Here is a 19,064-nt window from a genome sequence, read left to right on the forward strand (position 1 = left end):
ACTGCTGGACCTGCCGGGCTACTTCTGGGCCTGCCGGGCTCCGACCATCCGCAGGACGAGGTCGGCGTACAACTCGCCGACCTCGTCGGGCGTACGGCTGCCCTGGGCGTTGAACCAGCGGGCCACGTCGATGCAGAGGGACAGCACCGCGAGCGTGGTCCCGGGGATGTCGGGGACGTCGAACTCGCCGTCCCGCACCCCTTCGCTGATGATCCGGCGCACCACCGCGTCGCTCCTGCGCCGCAGGGCGACGATCTCGGTACGGTGCTCCTCGCCGAGGGCGTCGAGCTCGTACTGCACGACCCGGGCGGTGGTGTGCCGCTCCGCGTGCCAGCGGACGAAGGAACGGACGGCCCCGGCGAGCCGTTCGGCGGCCGAACCGTCCCGGTCCGCCTCGGCGTCGAGGACGTGCAGCGCCCGCTCGTGGCCGATCTTGCTGATCCGGTGGAGCAGCTCTTCCTTGGTCTTGTAGTGGATGTAGAGCGCTGCTGGGCTCATCCCGGCCCGTCCCGCGATGTCACGGGTGGTGGTCGCGTGGTAACCGCGCTCGGCGAAGGCTTCCACGGCGGCGACGAGGAGCCGCCTGGCCGCCTCGGGAGTGACCTCGCCCCACGGCGCGTCCTCGCCGCTCGTCTCCTCCGCCGTACACATCGCCCAGGGCCCCTCTCCGTCAGCAGGACGAACACCATACCCCGAACCTGAGCAAGCGCTTAGGGGCTGCCCTGCCGGTCTCGCCCTGCGGGCCTTGCCGGGTCAGAGCTTCTGGAAGGGGTCGTGCTCGGCGAGGATCTTCTCCAGCCGGGCCTGGTCCACCCGGCTGACGATCTGCCCGGCCTCCTGGCGGTCCCTGATCACCTTGGCGAGCGTGAAGCAGGACGTGACGAGGTAGAGCACGCCGATGGCGAGGAAGCCGCGCACCCAGGCATCGGCGTCGAGGAAGAAGATACCGAGGGCCACCGCACCGATCGCCACCATGAAGGAGGCGACGGCCTGGCCGTAGAAGGCGGCGGTGCTCTGCTGCTTGACGGATGTCGTGTCACTCATGGGTTCAGCATCCGCCCGACGTGGCGCACGCCACATCCGCGCCCGTACTCAGGTCCGTACTCAGACAACCGTACGAACCCGAGTGCCGGCCGGAAGCCCCGAGTGCCGTTCAGAACGCGGAGACGCCCGTCAGCGCGCGGCCGATGATCAGCTTCTGGATCTGGCTGGTGCCCTCGTAGAGCGTCATCACGCGAGCGTCGCGCAGCAGCTTGCCGACCGGGTACTCGTCGATGTAGCCGTAGCCGCCGAAGACCTGGAGGGCGTTGTTGGCGCAGCGGACGGCGGCCTCGGAGGCGTACAACTTGGCCTTGGAGGCGGCGGTGGCGAATTCCTGGCCCCGGTCGATCAGGTCGGCGACCCGCCAGGTGAGCAGCCGGGCGGCGTCCACGTCCACGGCGATGTCGCTGAGCAGTTCCTGGACGAGCTGATGACGGGCGATGGGCTTTCCGAACTGCTCGCGCTCGCCGGCGTAGCGCACGGCCGCGTCCAGGGCGGCCTGTGCGATGCCCACGCAGCCGGCCGCGACCGACATGCGCCCCTTGGCCAGGGCGGACATGGCGATGGAGAAGCCCTTGCCCTCGGGCCCGAGGAGGCCGGACGCCGGTATCCGGACGTCCTGGAGGACCAGTTCGGCGGTGGCCTGGCCGCGGAGGCCGAGCTTGCCGTGGATGGTGCGGCGGGTGAGGCCGGGGGTGTCGGTGGGGACGAGGAGGGCGGAAACACCCCGGTGGCCGGGGGCGTCGTTCGTGCGCGCGAAGAGCAGGACGACATCGGCCCAGGTGCCGTTGGTGATGAACGTCTTGGTGCCGTTGACGACGTAGTCGCCGCCGTCGCGGACGGCCCTGGTGGCGAGGTTCCCGGCGTCCGAGCCGGTGCCGGGCTCGGTGAGGCCGAAGCAGCCGACCGCCTCGCCGGAGGTGAGCCGGGGCAGCCAGGTCCGCTTCTGCTCCTCGTCGCCCCAGGACGCGATCGTCTTGGCGACCAGACCGAGCGATACGGAGACGATGCCGCGCACCGAGGAGTCGCCGCGCCCCAGCTCCTCGGTGACCAGGCAGTAGGAGAGGTGGTCGCCTCCGGAGCCGCCGTACTCCTCGGGGACGGTGAGACCGAGGAAGCCGAGGTCCCCGAGCTTCTTCACGATCGACTTGTCGACGCTCTCGGCGCGGTCCCACGCGACGACGTGGGGGGAGACCTCGCGGGCGACGAAGTTCTCGGCCAGCTTCCGGACGGCTTCCTGCTCCTCGCTGAGTGTCAGGTCCATCGTGCCCACCCACCGCCTCTCACGAGCGCCACTCGGGCGCACTTTAATTAGCACTGCTAGTTTCTGGTTCGCAGGCCCTACTATGAGCCGCATGGCCCGACCGCGCAAGCCCCTCCTCAGCAGAGACCGCATCGTCGAGGCGGCGAGCGCGCTCGTGGACTCCGAGGGGCTCGACGCCGTATCCACCCGCCGTCTGGCGGCCGTGCTGGGGGTCAGCGGGCCCTCGCTCTACAACCACTTCCGCAACAAGGAGGAGATCCTCGACGCCGTGGCCGACGCGGTCTCCGTACAGGTCGATCTGTCGATGTTCGAGGAGTCGGACCCGCGCGACTGGCGCGAGGCCCTGCACGACTGGGCGCTGTCCTACCGGGCCGCCCTCGCCGCACACCCGCACATCGTCCCGGTGCTGGCCCGGGGGCCCGGCCGCCGGCCGGCGGGGCTGCGGGTCGCCGACGCGGTGTTCGGGGCGATGACCGGCGCGGGCTGGCCGCCCGCACAGGCCACCCGGATCGGTGCGCTGATGCGCTACTTCATCACCGGTTCGGCGCTGGGGTCGTTCGCCGGGGGTTTCGTCGACGACGAGACCGCCTACGACCCCGCCGACTACCCGCACCTCGGCCAGGCCCACCTGCTGGCCGACCACCGCAGCCAGGTCGACGAAGGGGCCTTCGAGACCGGGCTGCGGGCACTGCTGGACGGGCTGGCGCTCCAGTACGAGGAGTACGCACGGCCTGCGGGCGATCGCACGGTCACGGTTCGACCGGCGCCGAACCGTCCCTGACGCACCCTGGACGCATGGACCGTTCCCCGCGACCACGGCCGCGACCGCATGACGCGGCGGCCCCGCGACTCGCCGCACTGGCCGCCCTCCTCGCGGACGAGACCCGTGCCTCCTTCTGCCTGGCCCTGCTCGACGGGCGGGCCTGGACCGCGGGTGAACTGGCCCGGTACGCCTCCGTCGCCCCGTCCACCGCCAGCGAGCACCTGGGCCGGCTGGTCACGGGCGGACTGCTCGCCGAGGAGCGGCAGGGCCGGCACCGGTACGTCCGGCTGGCCGACGAGCGGGTCGCACACCTGGTGGAGGAGCTGGCCTCACACGCGGTGTCCGGAGCCCCGGAGCGGCCGCGGTCCCTGCGGGCGGCGAGCGTCAGCAGTGCGCTGGCCCGCGGGCGTACCTGTTACGACCATCTCGCCGGACGGCTCGGCATCCGGATCACCGAGGCGATGACCGCCCGGGGACTGCTGCGGCAGGACACCGGATTCGCGCTGACCGACGCGGGCCTGGCGTGGTTCGGCACGCTCGGCATCCCCCTGGACCGGTCCGGACGGCGGCCCCTGGTGCGGGGCTGCCTGGACTGGACGGAGCGGCGGCCGCACCTCGCGGGGGCGGCGGGGGCGGCCCTGTGCGCGCACGTGTTGGAGGCGGGCTGGTGCGAGCGGTTCGGGTCGGGGCGGGCGGTGCGGGTGACTCCGTCGGGGGCGGGGGCGCTGTCGGAGCTGCTGGGGATCGAGCCCGCGTCGATCAGGGACCGCACCTACGGCTGACGCCCGAGCCTGGCCGGCCCGTCCGGCGCTTTGCGGGCCGGTGCCCACTCGGCCCGTCCGGGCGCTCGAGGACGGAACCGGTGCTCGGGATGGGCGGCGCCCTTGCTTCCCGGACACGGAGGGGTCGCCCGGTGCCACCGCCACGGTTTTGTCCTCAAACGCCGGACGGGCCGGGGGTGGCAGCGGCCCGTCCTCAAGCGCCGGACCCGCTGGGGGTGGCCCGGTTCCGTCCTCAAGGGCTGGACGGGACGGGGCGGACGGGTCCGTCCTCACCAGCCGGACGGGGCGGACGGGTCCGGACGGGCGTCGATTGACGGGCATCGACAATTCGGTGGGGGCCGAAGCGTTCCGGGCCTACGGTCGTGGCCATGACGACGACCCCGACACCGCTTCCGGTCTCCCCGCCGGCCCACCGCTGGCGTGCCCCCGCCGCCGCCTGCACCACCGTCGTGCTGTGGGCCTCAGCCTTCGTGTCCATCCGTAGTGCGGGCGAGGCCTACTCCCCCGGCGCGCTGGCCCTGGGCCGGCTGCTGGCGGGCACGCTGGTGCTCGGCGCGATCCTGCTCGTCCGCCGGGAGGGGCTCCCGCGGCGGGGCGCCTGGCCGGGGATCATCGCCTCGGGGGTCCTCTGGTTCGGGCTGTACATGGTGGTCCTGAACTGGGGCGAGCAGGAGGTCGACGCCGGAACGGCCGCGATGCTCGTGAACATCGGACCGATCCTGATCGCCCTGCTCGGCGCCCGGATGCTCGGCGAGGGCCTGCCGCGCCGGCTGCTGCTGGGAATGGGCGTCTCGTTCGCGGGCGCGGTCGTGGTCGGCCTCGCGATGTCCGGGCACGGCGGTTCATCCGTGCTGGGCGTGGCGTTGTGCCTGCTGGCCGCCGTGGCGTACGCGGCGGGCGTGGTGAGCCAGAAGCCGGCTCTCGCGCACGGGTCCTCGCTCCAGATCAACACCTTCGGCTGCCTGATCGGCGCCGTCGCCTGCCTGCCGTTCACCGGTGTGCTGGTATCCGAGGCCGCCGACGCGCCGCTGTCCGCCACCTTGAACATGGTCTACCTGGGCGTCTTCCCGACCGCGCTGGCCTTCACCACCTGGGGCTACGCGCTGGCCCGGACCACCGCGGGAAAGATGGGCGCGACCACGTACGCGGTCCCGGCGCTCGTCGTGGGCATGGCGTGGGTGCTGCTGGACGAGGTGCCGACCCCGCTCGGCATCGTCGGCGGCGTGCTCTGCCTGGCCGGGGTGGCGGTCTCCCGGAGCCGTCAGCAGACTGGGCCCACACGCGGAAATCCGGCCCGGCCGGTGGAGGGACCCCGTCATGACGAGGAGCGCCAAGCGGAACGGACGTAACGGGAAGGCCGGAGGCACGGCGGGCCGGGACCGGGACGCCCCCTCCCCCGGGGCGAGCGGGCCCGAGAACGGTGCCGCCCCCGGGGCGAGCGAGCGGGCGGCCCGTTACGGCGGGCCGTATCTGGACGGGTTCAGCGTGGCCGACAGCGGAGACGACGATCCGGTCCTCGTGACGCCGGAAGGTCACGCCCGCGACGCCTGGCGCGAGGACTACCCGTACGACCGCAAGCTGCTCCGCCGCGACTACGACCAGGCCAAGCGGGCGCTCCAGATCGAACTGCTGAAGCTCCAGCACTGGGTGAAGGAGCGCGACGAGCGGCTGGTGATCCTCTTCGAGGGCCGGGACGCGGCGGGCAAGGGCGGCACGATCAAGCGGTTCACCGAGCATCTCAATCCGCGTGGCGCGCGGGTGGTGGCGCTGGAGAAGCCGACCGAGCGCGAGCGCACCCAGTGGTACTTCCAGCGCTACACGGCGCATCTGCCGAGCGCCGGGGAGATCGTGCTGTTCGACCGCTCCTGGTACAACCGGGCCGGGGTCGAGCGGGTGATGGGGTTCTGCACGACCCGCGAGTACCTGGAGTTCATGCACCAGACGCCGGGCTTCGAGCGAATGCTCGCCCGGGACGGCATCCACCTGGTGAAGTTCTGGTTCTCCGTCTCCCGCAACGAGCAGCGCAACCGGTTCATGATCCGGCAGATCGACCCCGTACGGCGGTGGAAGCTGAGCCCCGTCGACCTGGCCTCGCTGGACAAGTGGGACGAGTACACGGAGGCGAAGGAGCTGATGCTCTTCCACACCGACACGGCGGACGCGCCCTGGACGGTGGTGAAGAGCAATGACAAGAAGCGGGCCCGGCTGGAGGCGATGCGGCATGTGCTGGACCGCTTCGACTACCCGGGCAAGGACCCGGAGGTGGTCGGGGTGCCGGACCCGTTGATCGTGGGCCCGGCCTCCCGGCTGTTCGAGGAGGGCGAGATGGATGCCCGGCTGCTGGGCCCGGTGACGTCGACGTCCCGGACCACGGACTACTAGTAGGGCTCTAGAACACCACCAGCGCGCGGCCGCCCTTGCCCGCGATCATGTTGTCGAAGGCGGCGGGGATGCCCTCCAGGGCGATGCGCTCGGTGACCATCATCGACAGGTCGAAGCGGCCAGCGCGGATGTGGTCGGCGAGGGCGGGCAGATCGCGGGCCGGGTCGCTGTTGCCGTAGACGCAGCCCGTCAGCGACCGGCCCCAGTGGAAGATCTCCAGGGCGTTGAAGGTGACTTCCTGGTCCTTGCCGCCGATCCCCACGACCGTGGTGCGCCCGCCGCGCCGGGTGGACTCCCAGGCGGCCCGGATGGTCGCGGGGCGGCCGACGCACTCCACGGCGACGTCCGTGCCCTGGCCGCCGGTGAGCTTGCGGATCTCGCGCGGGGTGGTGGCGGAGGCGATGACGTAATCGGTCGCCCCGGCCTGCCGGGCCAGCTCCTCCTTGGCCGGGGAGACGTCGACCGCGATGATCCGGGACGCGCCCGCGATCCGGGCGGCCTGGAGCACGGCGAGACCGACGCCGCCGATCCCGAAGACGACGACGCTCTCACCCTCGCGGACCCTCGCGCTGTGGTGGATGGCCCCGTAGCCGGTCAGGATCGCGCAGCCGAGGAGGGCGGCGTCGGTGAGCGGGATGCCGTCGGGCGCGGGGAGCACGCAGTTGGCGGCGACGACTGTCTCCTCCGCGAAGGCCGCGACGTTGAGGCCGGGGTGGAGGTCGGTGCCGTCCGCCGTACGGGCGTGGTGGTTGGCGGTCCCCTTCAGGGCGTCGGCGCAGAGCCAGACCTCGCCGATCCCGCAGTGGAAGCAGGCACCGCAGGAGGGGGCCCAGTTGAGGACCACGCCGTCGCCCGGGGCGACATGCGTCACGCCCTCGCCGACCGCCAGGACCGTACCGGCACCCTCGTGTCCGAGGACGGCGGGCACCGGGACGCGCATGGTGCCGTTGGACAGGGACAGGTCGGAGTGGCAGACCCCCGCGGCGGCGAGCGCGATGCGCACCTGGCCGGGGCCGGGCTCCGGCAGGACGATGTCGGTGATCTCCAACGGAGCTCCGACGGCGGGCAGTACGGCGGCGCGGACCACGAGCAGACTCCTCGGTGAGCGACTTCTCGGACGGTTACGGGGGTCAGAAGACCGTTACGGGGCTCAGAACTGGAGCGACTTGGTCTGGAGGTACTCCGCCAGACCGTGCGGCCCCAGCTCGCGCCCCACCCCCGACTGCTTGTAACCGCCGAACGGGGCAAGCGGGTTGAAGCGGCCGCCGTTGATGTCGACCTGCCCGGTGTCCATCCGGCGGGCGAAGGCCACCGCCTCCTCGTCGTCCGCGGCCCACACGGCCCCGGCGAGCCCGTACACGGTGTCGTTGGCGATCCGCAGGGCGTCGTCGACGTCCTCGTACCGCAGGATCGAGACCACCGGGCCGAAGATCTCCTCGCGGGCGATCGTCATGTCCGGGGTGACGTCGGCGAAGACGGTCGGGCTGACGTAGTAGCCGGTCTCCAGCGGCGCGTCCGGGCCGCCCGCGATCAGCCGGGCGCCCTCCTCGACGCCCTTGGCGATGTAACCGCGCACCCGGGCCTGCTGCTTGGCGTTGACGAGCGGACCGACCCGGTCCCCGGCGACGTACTTGGTGACGGCGTTCGCCGCGAGTTCCACGGCCTCGTCGTACCGCTCGGCGTCCACCAGCATCCGGGTCCAGGCGCTGCACGTCTGGCCGGAGTTGGTCATCACGTTGGCGATGCCGACGTTGACCGCCTTGGCGAGGTCGGCACCGGGCAGGATCACGTTGGCGGACTTGCCGCCGAGTTCGAGGGCGACGCGCTTGATCGCGGCCCCCGCGGTGGCGCCGATCTGCTTGCCGACTGCGGTGGAGCCGGTGAAGGAGACCAGGTCGACGTCCTCGTGGGCGGCGAGCGCCTGGCCGGCGACCGGTCCGAGGCCGGTGACGAGGTTGAAGACCCCCGGCGGCAGACCGGCCGCCTCGGTGGCCTCCGCGAAGAGCTGGGCGGTGAGCGGGGTGTCCTCGGCGGGCTTGAGGACGACGGTGCAGCCCGCGGCGAGCGCGGGCGCGACCTTGGCGACGATCTGGTGGAGCGGGTAGTTCCAGGGGGTGATCGCGCCGACCACGCCGACCGGCTCCAGCAGCACGGTGGAGTTGCCGATCCGCTCCTCGAAGGCGTGGCGGGCGGCCAGTTCGGCGTACGAGGCGGCCACCAGCACGGGCACGCCCGCGTGGACCGTCCGCGACAGCGCCAGGGGTGAGCCCAGCTCGGCCGTGATGGTCTCGGCCAGCACGTCCTTGCGGGCGGCCAGCGCGTCGGCGAGCGCGGTGAGCCGGGCGGCGCGCTCGGCGGGCGGGGTCGCGGCCCAGGCGGGGAAGGCGGCGCGCGCGGCCCGCACGGCCGCGTCGACGTCCTCGGCCGTTCCCGCCGGTACGTGGGCGATGACCTGCTCGTCGGCCGGGTTCACGACCGCGATCGTGTCCCGGCCGACGGCGGGCCGCCACGAACCGTCGATGTACATCTGGTCATGGGCCTTCATGGCTGTTTCCTCCCGGACGTGCTGTGCGGAGCGCCGAAGCCGTGCGGCGCGGGGCACACGTCGCACCCGCCCAAACTAGCGCCGTTAGTTTTCTGACGCCAGGGAGCCTCCCGAGACACCGGTCACGCCCGGCGCGCACGCCCCGGCGCGGGCACCCCCCACCCGGGCCGTCTTGCCGGAACGGCATGGTCCCTTGCCCTGACGGCCGTCCGCCGGGCAAGACTGGACGGGCCCGCGAACCAGGATCATCCACCGAGGAGGCGCCATGACCGCCACAGCCCGCCCCCGGCGCCGCCGGGACACCCCGCCGCCCCGGACCGGGGGAAGCGAGATCGAGGTGCTGCGCGGCTTCCTCGACTATCTGCGCACTTCGGTCTCCGCGAAGGTCGAGGGCGCCCCGGAACCGGAGGTCCGCACCGCCGAGGTGCCGTCAGGCACGAACCTGCTCGGCCTGCTCAACCATCTGGCCTTCGTCGAGCGGGCCGTCTTCCTCGGGGAGCGGGTCGGCGACTGGCCGACGACCTTCCACGCCGCGCCCGCGGACGGCGTGAGCGACGTCGTCACCCGCTACCGGGAGTCGGTCGCTGAGGCGAACGGCGTCCTCGACAGGTGCACCGACCTCGGCGCGCCGGTGCCCCGCCCACGATCTGAGGACCCTGCCCCCAGCGTCCGTTGGGCCCTTACGCACATGATCGAGGAAACCGGGCGCCACGCCGGTCACGCGGACATCCTCCGCGAGCTGATCGACGGCTCGACCGGACGCTGACCGGGCGGTCACCTCGGCGGAGTCGGCGAGCGTCGAGCGGCCGTCCGGGCTGATGGAGCACGGGCGTGGGGACCGCTGGACGAGCCGGTGGGGGCCTGAGGCGGCGGCGGAGGACTTGGCCGACGGGGAAGAGTGGCGGCCCTGCGGGGTGGGCCACCAGTCTGCCTATGCTCAGGCCCATGGCACTGGAATGGGAACAGATCATCGTCGACTCCGCCGACCCCGTCGCTCTCGGGCGCTGGTGGGCCGAGGCTCTCGGCTGGGTTGTGGTGGACGAATCCGAGGAGATCATCGAGATCCGGCCCGAGCCGGACCAGATGCCTGGCCTGCTCTTCGTGCCTGTCCCCGAGGGCAAGGCGTCGAAGAACCGGCTCCATCCCGACTTCCGCCCTGACGACCAGGAGGCCGAGGTTGTGCGGCTGCTCTCCCTCGGTGCCCGGCGCGTCGACACCGTGCAGGACGGGCGGCACTGGGTGACCCTCCTCGACCCGGAGGGCAACGAGTTCTGCGTCCTGAGTGATCGGAAGAGCTGAGCGGGGACCGAAAAGGAGCGGTCGCGGTCCGATGCGCGTGCTCGATCGTCAGCGTCCGGGGCGGACGCGTCCAGGGCAGCTGACCTGGGATGCCCGCCACCCGTCGTTCGTCGTGCTCGCGGATGACGGGATACGACTCACGGAGCCCGCCCTCACCCCGCCGGGGCCGGTGCCGCCCACCGCCGTACCGCAGGACACACCGCCGGGCGGCGGGCCCGTGCGCCGACCGTCCGGAACGGCACCGAATGGAGGCCGAGCCGGAACGGGGTCGCCGAGCCGGTCGCCGGTCAGCCGGAGGGCGAGCGCGGTGGACCGGGCCCGGCGCGGGGGCGGCCATCGACACCGCCCCCCCCCTGCGCGAAGGCGATGACGAGGCGCAGCAGCCGGCCCCTTCCGGGCCCGGTCAGCGGTGCGGGTGCCATCACATGATGCCGAACAGGATCCCCGCGGCGAGCACCACCAGCGAGGTGAGCACGGCCCACTTGACGGTGAAGCGGGTGTGGTCGCCGAACTCGACCTTCGCCATGCCGACGAGGACGTACACGGCGGGCACGAGGGGCGAGGACATGTGCAGGGCCTGGCCGGCCAGGGAGGCGCGCGCGATCTCCAGCGGCGAGACCCCGTGGGCCGCGCCCGCCTCGGCGAGGACGGGGAGGACGCCGAAGTAGAAGCCGTCGTTGGACATGAAGTAGGTGAGCGGCAGGCTGAGCAGGCCGGTGACGATGGCCATGTGCGGACCCATCGCCTCGGGGACCGCGCCGACGACCCAGTCGGCCATGTTCTCCACCATGCCGGTGCCGGTCAGGACCCCGGTGAAGACGGCGGCGGCGAAGACCATGCCGGAGACGTTGAGGACGTTGTCGGCGTGCGCGGCGATCCGGGCCCGCTGGTCGGGCATGTGGGGGAAGTTGACGGTGAGCGCGAGGGCCGCGCCGAGCAGGAAGAGCACCGGGATCGGCATCAGTTCCATGATCATCGCCGCCAGCAGGGCGGCGGTGAGTGAGGCGTTGAACCAGTAGAGCTTCGGACGGAGCGTGGACCGGTTCGGGTCGAGGCCCCGGAACTCGTCGTCGCCCCCGTCGGCCGGGCCGGCGTCGGTGCCGGACCCCGTCCCCGTGCCCGTACCGCCGGTGGAGGCGGATGCGGAGCCGGCGGTGGCCTTGCGGAGGCGGTCCTCGCCACCGGGGCCGCCCGCACCGGTGGACACGGTCTCCGGCTCCGGCTCCGGCTTCCGGGCGAGCGCCTCGTCGAGGGTGAGCGTCCCCAGGCGCTTGCGCTCCCGGAGGCCGAGCACGTACGCCAGCACGAACACGGCGAGCAGCCCCATGGCCAGCGCCGGGATCATCGGCACGAAGATCTCGGAGGCGTCCAGCTCGAGGGCGGTGGCGGCGCGGGCGGTGGGGCCTCCCCAGGGGAGGGTGTTCATGACGCCGTTGGCGGTGGCCGCGACACCGGTCATGACGACCAGGCTCATCTTCAGGCGTTTGTAGAGGGGATACATCGCCGAGACGGTGATCATGAAGGTGGTGGAGCCGTCGCCGTCCAGCGAGACGATCGCGGCGAGCACCGCCGTACCGACGACGATGCGCATCGGGTCGGCCTGGCAGAACTTCAGGATGCCCCGGACGATCGGGTCGAACAGGCCGACGTCGATCATCACGCCGAAGTAGACGATGGCGAACATCAGCATGGCGGCGGTGGGCGCGAGGTTGCCGACGCCTTCGATGACGTAGTCGCCGAGCTGCGCTCCCTGTCCGACGGCGACACAGAACAGTGCGGGGATCAGTACCAGCGCCGCGATCGGCGACATCTTCTTCGTCATGATCAGGACCAGGAAGGTCGCGATCATGGCGAACCCGAGGATTGTCAGCATGGGGATACCTAACGTTCATCCTTGAACTCCCACCGGTCTCGGCGGTCGGTCCGGATGACGTTAGGGGCCCTCTCGCAGCGTTAACAAGATGTCGACGTGTGAGCAATACGAGCAAAACCCCAGGTCAACGCGGTGATGCTAATGAGCTGGGGTGACGGAGACCGGAATGGCGTTCAGCACCGCGGTGCCGGACAACGGATCCAGGAGCGTGCCGTCGAGCAGCTGGTTCACGTTCGCCCCCGGGTGGGCGGCAGCGACCGCCATGCGGGTGCCGGGGCGGCTGTGGCCCCACCCGTGCGGCAGGCTCACCACCCCGCTCCGCACGGTGTCGGTGATCTCGGCGGGGGCCTCGATCCCGCCGCCCGACGACTCGATCCGGACGGTGGCCCCGTCCACGAGCCCGAGGCGGGCCGCGTCGTCGGGGTGGATCTGGAGGGTGCAGACGTTGGACCCGCCGGTGAGCGAGCCGACGTTGTGCATCCAGCTGTTGTTGGAGCGCAGGTGGCGGCGGCCGACGAGGACCAGCGCGGCGGGCCGGTCGCCCAGCGCCCGGCGCAGGCGCGGCAGATCGGCGGCGATCGGCTCCGGGAGCAGTTCGATGTGGCCGGAGCGGGTGCGCAGGACGTCGGGGACGCGGGGTTTCAGCGGGCCGAGGTCGATGCCGTGCGGGTGGGCGAGGAGCTGCTCCAGCGTCAGTCCGTACGGGCCGAGGCGCAGCATGAGGTCGAGGCGGCGTTCGGGGCCGTTCGCGCCGGTGAGCCCGGCGGCCTGCTCCTTCGGGACTCCGGCGCGGGTGAGCGCGGTGTCGATGGCCAGGTCGTCGACGGCGGAGGGCTTGGCGCCGTGCATACCGCTCACCGCGAGGACGAGACGGGCGTGGATCTCGCTCTCGTCCATCCGCCCGTCCTCCAGCGGCACGGCGGCACGGGTGTAGCGGACCTGGTTGTGGACGGCGAAGTTGTTGAGCGCGAAGTCGAAGTGGGCGCTCTGCGAGGGCGGCGGCGGGGGCAGGACGACATCGGCGTGCCGGGAGGTCTCGTTCAGATACGGGTCGACGCTGACCATGAAGTCGAGCCCTTCGGCGAGGGCCGCGTCCAGACGGTCGCCGTCGGGCGCGGAGAGCACGGGGTTGGCCGCGATGACCACCAGGGCGCGGATACGGTCCTCGCCCGGGGTGTCGATCTCCTCGGCGAGGGCGGCGATGGGCAGTTCGCCCTTGGCCTCGGGGTGCCCGGACACCCGGCTCGACCAGCGGCCGAGCGCGAAGCCCTTGCCCGGGGCCGCTTCACGGGTCCCGGGTTCGGCGGCGCGTGGGGCGCGTGCGGTGGCGGAGAGCGGGAACAGCGCACCGCCGGGCCGGTCCAGGTTGCCGGTGAGGATGTTGAGGACGTCCACCAGCCAGCTGGCCAGCGTGCCGTGCTCGACGGTGCAGCTGCCGATGCGCCCGTAGACGGCCGCGGTGGGGGCGGCGGCGAGTTCGCGGGCGATGGCGGTGATGCTGTCCGCGTCCACGTCGCAGGCGGGGGCGACGGCGTCCGGGGTGAAGTCCGCGAGGGCCGCGGCGAGTTCGTCGATTCCTTCCAGGTGCTCGGCGAGCGGGCCGGGGTCGGCGAGCTTCTCCGCCAGCAGCGTCTGCGCGAGCGCGGCCAGCAGCAGGGCGTCCGCGCCGGGCCGGATCGCGACGTGCCGGTCGGCGAGACGGGCGGTGCGGGTGCGGCGCGGGTCGATGACGGTGAGGGTGCCGCCGCGCCTGCGCAGGGCCTTGAGCCGGCCGGGGAAGTCGGGAGCGGTGCAGAGGCTGCCGTTGGACTCCAGCGGGTTGGCGCCGATCAGCAGGAGATGGTCGGTGCGGTCGAGGTCCGGTACGGGGATCGCGTGCGCGTCACCGAAGAGCAGGCCGCTGGAGACGTGCTTGGGCATCTGGTCCAGGGTGCTCGCGGTGAAGACGTTACGGGTGCGCAGGGCGCCGAGCAGCAGGGGCGGGTAGAGGAAGCCCGCCATCGTGTGCACGTTGGGGTTGCCGAGGACCACGCCGACGGCCCCGGGCCCGTGGTCCTTCGTCAGGGCCGGTATCCGTGCGGCGATCAGGTCGAACGCCTCGCTCCAGGCAGCCTCGCGCAGCTCCCCGTCGTCGCCGCGCACGAGGGGGACGCGCAGCCGGTCGGGGTCGGCGTCGAGCCCACCGAAGGAGGCGCCCTTGGGGCAGATGAAGCCCCGGCTGAAGATGTCGTCCCGGTCGCCGCGCGCACCGGTGACGGCGGTCCCCTCGATGGTGAGGGTGAGGCCGCAGGTGGCCTCGCAGAGCGGGCAGATGCGTGGTGCGGTGCGGGATTCGTGGGACATGGGCCCTCCCCGGGCGGCTGCGGCGACGGCACGTGGACATGGGCCGGGCGGGCGTGGGAGCCCCGGCCCGACCGAGCATACCGACCGGTACGCATGGTGGGGAGGTGTTGCGCGGAGGAGAAGACGGCGGAGGAGGCGGACGGGCCCCCGACCTGGGGTCACCCCTCAGGACCGTCGCCCGGACGGGCAGCGGTCGGACGAGCACGGGCCGGAAAGGGCACCGGTCAGAAGGGCACCGGTCAGTCGAGTGTCTGGGCGAGGTAGGACCTGACCAGGGTCCGGGTCTCGGCGACGATGGCCGCGTCCCCCGAAGGTTCCGTACGGAAGGCGAGCTGGAGCAGCGCGTCGGCGGCCTCGACGCTCACCAGGATCGCCCGGGACAGCCCCTCGTCGGGCCGGCGGCCGAGGTGGCCGGCGAGCAGGACGGCGAGCCGGTCCGCCAGCCGCCGGTTGGCGTCGTCCGCCGCACCCTCGGCGGGAAACGGCGGTCCGAAGTCGACGAGCGCGAAGCCGGGGACGCTCCGCTTCATCGCCAGGTACTCGTCGAGCACCGCGTCGATGGCGGCGCGCCAGTCGGCGGCGGGGAGATCCGCGAGCCGGGCGGTGATGCGTTCGGCGTAGACGTCCAGGTTGCGCAGCGCGAGGGCGTCGACGAGAGCGCGCTTGTTGGAGAAGAACCGGTAGACGGAGCCGATGGGCACATCGGCGCGCTCGGCGACGGCCCGGGTGGTGAGCTGCTCGTAGCCGGTCTCGTCGAGGAGCCCGGCGCATGAGTCGAGTATCCGGGCCAGGCGGTCGGCGCTGCGCTGCTGCACGGGGGCGCGGCGGAGATTCGGGTTGACAGGGGGCACGGGCCCCATGATGCCGTGCCCCCTCCGCCCGGAGAACAGCAGCCGTAACCGGCCGGGCCCTCCCCTTCCCGCACCCGCCGCGAAGAGCGGGGCACCCGCCCTGAAGAGCGCGGCAGCTGCCCCGGAGAGTGCGGCACACACCACGAATGGCGCGATGTATGCCGTTGACGCGCCCCGCTCCTATTCCTACGGTGGTGCATAGGATTCGTCGTCCGGCGGATCCGATGGCTTTCTTGGGCACACCGGGAGTGCGGGATGAGCGCGATCGACCAGGCGAGGAAGACGGCCGAAGGGCTGGCGTATTCCTCCGGCTTCGGCAACGAGCACAGCTCGGAGGCGGTTCCCGGGGCGCTGCCGCACGGCCGCAACTCCCCCCAGCGCGCCCCGCTCGGGCTGTACGCGGAGCAGCTGAGCGGCTCCGCGTTCACCGAGCCGCGCGCGGACAACCGCCGTTCCTGGCTCTACCGGATCCGCCCCTCGGCCGCCCACCCGGCGTTCACCCGGACCGACAACGGGGGCCTGCGCTCGGCGCCCTTCACGGAGACCGTGCCGGACCCGAACCGGCTGCGCTGGAACCCGCTGCCCGACCCCGCGCCCGGCACGGACTTCCTGAGCGGCCTGTGGACGCTCGGCGGCAACGGCGACGCCGCGCAGCGCGCCGGCATGGCGATCCACCTGTACAACGCCGACACATCGATGACGGACCGGGTTTTCAGCGACTCCGACGGCGAGCTGCTGATCGTCCCGGAGCGCGGCGGCCTGCTGCTGCGCACCGAACTGGGCCTGCTGCGCGCCGAACCGGGCCATGTCGCGCTGATCCCGCGCGGCGTCCGCTTCCGGGTGGAGCTGCTGGAGGAGACCGCGCGCGGGTACGTCTGCGAGAACTACGGCCGCCCGTTCGCGCTGCCCGACCTCGGCCCGATCGGCGCCAACGGCCTGGCGAACGCCCGGGACTTCCTCGCCCCCGTCGCCGCGTACGAGGACCACGAGGGCCCGGTGGAGGTGGTCAACAAGTTCTGCGGGAACCTCTGGTCGGCGACGTACGACCACTCGCCGCTCGATGTGGTGGCCTGGCACGGCAACCACACCCCGTACGTCTACGACCTGCGCAGGTTCAACGTGATCGGCACGATCAGCTACGACCACCCCGACCCGTCGATCTTCACGGTGCTGACCTCGCCGTCCGACACCCCGGGGCTGGCCGGAGTCGACTTCGTCGTCTTCGCGCCACGCTGGCTGGTCGGCGAGGACACCTTCCGCCCGCCGTACTTCCACCGCAATGTGATGAGCGAGTACATGGGGCTGATCGACGGGGCGTACGACGCGAAGGCGGACGGCTTCGTGCCCGGAGGCGGCTCCCTGCACAACATGATGTCGGCGCACGGACCGGACCGGGAGACCTTCGACCGGGCGAGCGCGGCCGAGCTGAAGCCGCAGAAGATCGACGACGGTCTGGCCTTCATGTTCGAGACCCGGTGGCCGGTCACGGCGACCGCGCAGGCGGCCGCCGCCGGCCATCTGCAGCGCGGCTACGACGACGTGTGGCAGGGTCTGAGCCGCAACTTCCGGCCGTAGACGGCGGACGGCCCAAGGGGACGGGACGGGGACGACGTGACAGAGAGCCACGGGCACGCCGGGGCGGACGCCCGGAGAACCCACGGGGAGACCGGGGCCGGGGCGAGCGACGGGGACACCACGACCGGGGCGAGCGATGGGGACGCGGCGGACGGGCCCGGCTCGGCCGCCAAGACGGACCCGGTACCGCACCCGCCCGCCTTCGCCCCCGACTCCCTCGTCCTGAACCGGAAGCTGCCGCTCTGGTACCAGGTCTCCCAGTCCCTGCGGGCTTCCATACTGGGCCGTCCGCAGGACGCCTCCGCCCGGCTGCCCACCGAGGAGCAGCTCGCCGCGCACTACGGGGTCAGCGTGCTCACCATGCGCCAGGCGCTCAAGGAACTGGAGACGGAGGGGCTGATCAGCCGGCACCGGCGACGCGGCACGTTCATCGAGCCGCGCGCCCGGCGGGTCTCCCCGGTCCGGCTGCTGGGCTCGGTCGACGCGATCGTCGCCCAGCAGTCCGGGGAGGCGACGGCCGTTCTCGGGCACGGCCCGACGGCGGTGCCCGGTGATCTCGCCGAGTTCTTCCCGGACTGCGCCGAGGTGACCTGCTACCGGCGGCTGCGCCGCGACGGCGAGAGCGACGAGCCCACCAACTGGGCGGAGAACGCGGTCCGCCCCGACATCGCCGCCCAGATCGACGTGGCCGACCTCGAACGCTGGCCGATGACCAAGGTCCTGCGTGACGTCGTCGGGGTGAGGATCTCCCGGATCACCGACACGGTGGAGGCCCGGCTCGCCGACCCGGTCACCGCCGAGCTGCTCCAGGTCCCGCTGCTCAGCCCGATCCTGCACTACACGGGCGTGACGTACGACGCGGAGGGGCGCGTGGTGGACGTGGCCCGGATCCGCTACCGGGGCGACCGGTTCTCCTTCTCCGTGACGGTGGAGGCCCACTGACCCCGCCCCCCGGGAACGCCGCCCGCCGTTACGATGCGAAAGGGGCACGGCGGGCAGGGGAGGACGGGCAGGTGACAGCGCACGGGACGGCGGCGGCCGGCGGCGACGGGAACATCCGGTCCTCGTCTCCGGGGACGTCCGTGCCGCCGGACGGGCTCGTGTCGCTGGACGAGCTGATGCCGTGGTCCGTGAGGCCGCTGAGAACCGGCCGCGCCTGGGTGAGCGGCCCCGACCCCGTGGTGCTCCGGGCCCGCTGGGAACGGGTGGCCGCCGCCGAAGCCGCCGAGCAGGAGCGGCTGTTCGCGCCCACCCGTTCCCGTACGCCGCACACCTCGGTGGCGGCCCTGCCCGGCCGGTCCGCCGGAACGGGCCGCTTCGCCCGGGACCCGGGCCCCTGCCCCGACCCCGTACGGATCCTGCACGGCCCCTACGACGAACAGTGGCTGCTGCCCGACCACCGGCTGATCGACGCGGCCCGTCCGGAGCTGTGGCGGGTCGCCGACGGGCAGCAGCTCTTCGCGGTCGACCACAGCTCCGCCCCCGAGGATGCCGGGCCCGCCCTGTCGGTGACCGCGCTGCTGCCCGCCGGGCACTCCCCCGCCGGGCGGCCCGGCCGGATCAGGCCGCTCTACCGCAGGCCCGGCGGCACCGAACCCAATCTGGCACCGGGTCTCCTGGACCTGCTGCGCAGGCGGCTCGGCGGCTCGGAGGCCCCGGACGCGTTCACCCCGGAAGCGGTGCTGGCATGGACCCTGGCCGCCGCCCGGCCCTCCCCCGCCGGCCTCCGGGTCCCGTTGCCGGCCGGCGCCGAGGTGTGGTCGTCGGGGGTGGCGCTCGGCCGGGAGCTGATGCGGCTCCAGTCGCGCGGGGCCCGCGGGGAGCGCCCCCGGCTGCCGGGCGGGCGCAGGCCCTATGTGCGGGCCGCGCTCCCGGCCCGCCCCACGGAGCTGGTGTACGACGCCGGGGACGAGGCGCTGATCGTCGGGGACGGCCGGATCTCACCGGTGCCCGCGGCGGCCTGGGAGTTCACGGTGGGCGGGGTGCGGGTGCTGGAGCTCTGGTTCGGGCGCCGGGCGGCGGCCGCGTCGGGCCGGAGGCCGGACGGGGCGTCCGCGGACGGTCTCGACGCGGTCGGTGCGCGCGGCTGGCCCCGGGAGTGGACCTCGGAGCTGCTCGAACTCATCACCGTACTGGCCCTCCTGGACGGCACGGCGGGGCCCCGCGAGGATGTGCGAGCCCGGCTGGAGTCGGGGCCGCTGATCGGGCCCGCCGAACTGCGGGCGGCCGGCGTACTGCCGGTCCCGCCCTCGGCACGGCGTCCCGCATCGGTGCTCGGACACCAGGAGGAGGGCCCGGAGGGGCAGTTCGCGCTCCTCTGACGGCGGGGCGAGGAGCCGAAGAGGG

17 protein-coding genes are annotated in these 19,064 nt (G+C 72.7%); 9 read left to right on the forward strand and 8 right to left on the reverse strand.

Going from position 1 to position 19,064, the window contains the following annotated elements:
* Positions 1 to 18: 18 nt before the first annotated feature.
* The 3 genes from IG90_RS0115650 to IG90_RS0115660 all read right to left on the reverse strand — a co-directional run bounded on the left by IG90_RS0115650 (position 19) and on the right by IG90_RS0115660 (position 2,305).
* Positions 19 to 651 (reverse strand): TetR/AcrR family transcriptional regulator, encoded by a 633-nt coding sequence (locus IG90_RS0115650; protein ID WP_030583822.1) that lies wholly within the window; start codon positions 649 to 651, stop codon positions 19 to 21.
* A gap of 102 nt (positions 652 to 753) precedes the next feature.
* The gene (locus tag IG90_RS0115655; protein ID WP_030583825.1) at positions 754 to 1,044 is read right to left on the reverse strand and encodes a YiaA/YiaB family inner membrane protein; all 291 of its coding nucleotides are present in this window, start codon (positions 1,042 to 1,044) and stop codon (positions 754 to 756) included.
* 109 nt (positions 1,045 to 1,153) lie between these two features.
* Positions 1,154 to 2,305, reverse strand: coding sequence for an acyl-CoA dehydrogenase family protein (locus tag IG90_RS0115660; RefSeq protein ID WP_030583828.1), 1,152 nt, complete (start codon positions 2,303 to 2,305; stop codon positions 1,154 to 1,156).
* 91 nt (positions 2,306 to 2,396) lie between these two features.
* Between IG90_RS0115660 and IG90_RS0115665 the strand changes: the two genes are divergently transcribed.
* From IG90_RS0115665 to ppk2, 4 genes are all read left to right on the forward strand, one after another.
* Entirely contained in the window at positions 2,397 to 3,086 is a 690-nt protein-coding gene (locus IG90_RS0115665) for a TetR/AcrR family transcriptional regulator (RefSeq protein ID WP_030583831.1), read from the forward strand.
* Positions 3,087 to 3,100: 14 nt separating this feature from the next.
* On the forward strand, positions 3,101 to 3,850 hold the full coding sequence (locus IG90_RS0115670; protein ID WP_030583834.1) for an ArsR/SmtB family transcription factor: 750 nt from the start codon (positions 3,101 to 3,103) through the stop codon (positions 3,848 to 3,850).
* 368 nt (positions 3,851 to 4,218) lie between these two features.
* Complete coding sequence (locus IG90_RS0115675; RefSeq protein WP_030583837.1) at positions 4,219 to 5,199, forward strand: DMT family transporter; 981 nt, start codon at positions 4,219 to 4,221, stop codon at positions 5,197 to 5,199.
* Positions 5,168 to 6,232, forward strand: coding sequence for a polyphosphate kinase 2 (gene ppk2 / locus IG90_RS0115680; protein WP_030583840.1), 1,065 nt, complete (start codon positions 5,168 to 5,170; stop codon positions 6,230 to 6,232). The genes IG90_RS0115675 and ppk2 overlap by 32 nt, the downstream gene beginning before the upstream one ends.
* A 7-nt stretch (positions 6,233 to 6,239) precedes the next feature.
* Here the strand turns inward: ppk2 and IG90_RS0115685 are convergent, their stop codons facing one another.
* The gene (locus IG90_RS0115685; RefSeq protein WP_030583842.1) at positions 6,240 to 7,319 is read right to left on the reverse strand and encodes a Zn-dependent alcohol dehydrogenase; all 1,080 of its coding nucleotides are present in this window, start codon (positions 7,317 to 7,319) and stop codon (positions 6,240 to 6,242) included.
* A 63-nt stretch (positions 7,320 to 7,382) separates the two neighbouring features.
* Entirely contained in the window at positions 7,383 to 8,777 is a 1,395-nt protein-coding gene (locus IG90_RS0115690) for an aldehyde dehydrogenase family protein (protein WP_030583845.1), read from the reverse strand.
* 265 nt (positions 8,778 to 9,042) lie between these two features.
* On the opposite strand from IG90_RS0115690, the gene IG90_RS0115695 reads away from it, so the two are divergent.
* Positions 9,043 to 9,543, forward strand: a complete 501-nt coding sequence (locus tag IG90_RS0115695) for a DinB family protein (protein WP_030583848.1) — start codon at positions 9,043 to 9,045, stop codon at positions 9,541 to 9,543.
* 179 nt (positions 9,544 to 9,722) lie between these two features.
* A complete protein-coding gene (locus IG90_RS0115700; protein ID WP_206434067.1) occupies positions 9,723 to 10,076 on the forward strand; it encodes a VOC family protein in 354 nt (117 codons plus the stop codon).
* Positions 10,077 to 10,497: 421 nt separating this feature from the next.
* Here IG90_RS0115700 and IG90_RS0115705 read toward each other — a convergent pair whose 3' ends face one another.
* The 3 genes from IG90_RS0115705 to IG90_RS0115715 all read right to left on the reverse strand — a co-directional run bounded on the left by IG90_RS0115705 (position 10,498) and on the right by IG90_RS0115715 (position 15,152).
* Positions 10,498 to 11,949 carry a CitMHS family transporter gene (locus tag IG90_RS0115705; protein WP_030583854.1) on the reverse strand — a complete coding sequence of 484 codons (1,452 nt, stop codon included), beginning with the start codon at positions 11,947 to 11,949 and terminating at the stop codon, positions 10,498 to 10,500.
* A gap of 138 nt (positions 11,950 to 12,087) precedes the next feature.
* Entirely contained in the window at positions 12,088 to 14,292 is a 2,205-nt protein-coding gene (locus tag IG90_RS0115710) for a molybdopterin-dependent oxidoreductase (RefSeq protein WP_030583858.1), read from the reverse strand.
* A gap of 239 nt (positions 14,293 to 14,531) precedes the next feature.
* Positions 14,532 to 15,152, reverse strand: a complete 621-nt coding sequence (locus IG90_RS0115715; protein ID WP_030583861.1) for a TetR/AcrR family transcriptional regulator — start codon at positions 15,150 to 15,152, stop codon at positions 14,532 to 14,534.
* A 246-nt stretch (positions 15,153 to 15,398) separates the two neighbouring features.
* Here IG90_RS0115715 and hmgA point away from each other — a divergent pair, with 246 nt between their 5' ends.
* The 3 genes from hmgA (at position 15,399) to IG90_RS0115730 (ending at position 19,039) form a co-directional block, all read left to right on the forward strand.
* Positions 15,399 to 16,718 carry a homogentisate 1,2-dioxygenase gene (gene hmgA, locus IG90_RS0115720; RefSeq protein WP_030583864.1) on the forward strand — a complete coding sequence of 440 codons (1,320 nt, stop codon included), beginning with the start codon at positions 15,399 to 15,401 and terminating at the stop codon, positions 16,716 to 16,718.
* A 36-nt stretch (positions 16,719 to 16,754) separates the two neighbouring features.
* Positions 16,755 to 17,660 carry a GntR family transcriptional regulator gene (locus tag IG90_RS0115725; RefSeq protein WP_030583867.1) on the forward strand — a complete coding sequence of 302 codons (906 nt, stop codon included), beginning with the start codon at positions 16,755 to 16,757 and terminating at the stop codon, positions 17,658 to 17,660.
* 71 nt (positions 17,661 to 17,731) lie between these two features.
* Positions 17,732 to 19,039, forward strand: coding sequence for a type ISP restriction/modification enzyme (locus IG90_RS0115730; RefSeq protein ID WP_030583870.1), 1,308 nt, complete (start codon positions 17,732 to 17,734; stop codon positions 19,037 to 19,039).
* Positions 19,040 to 19,064: the final 25 nt, after the last annotated feature.

This window comes from Streptomyces anulatus (genome assembly GCF_000721175.1).
Classification (GTDB): Bacteria; Actinomycetota; Actinomycetes; order Streptomycetales; family Streptomycetaceae; genus Streptomyces; species Streptomyces anulatus_C.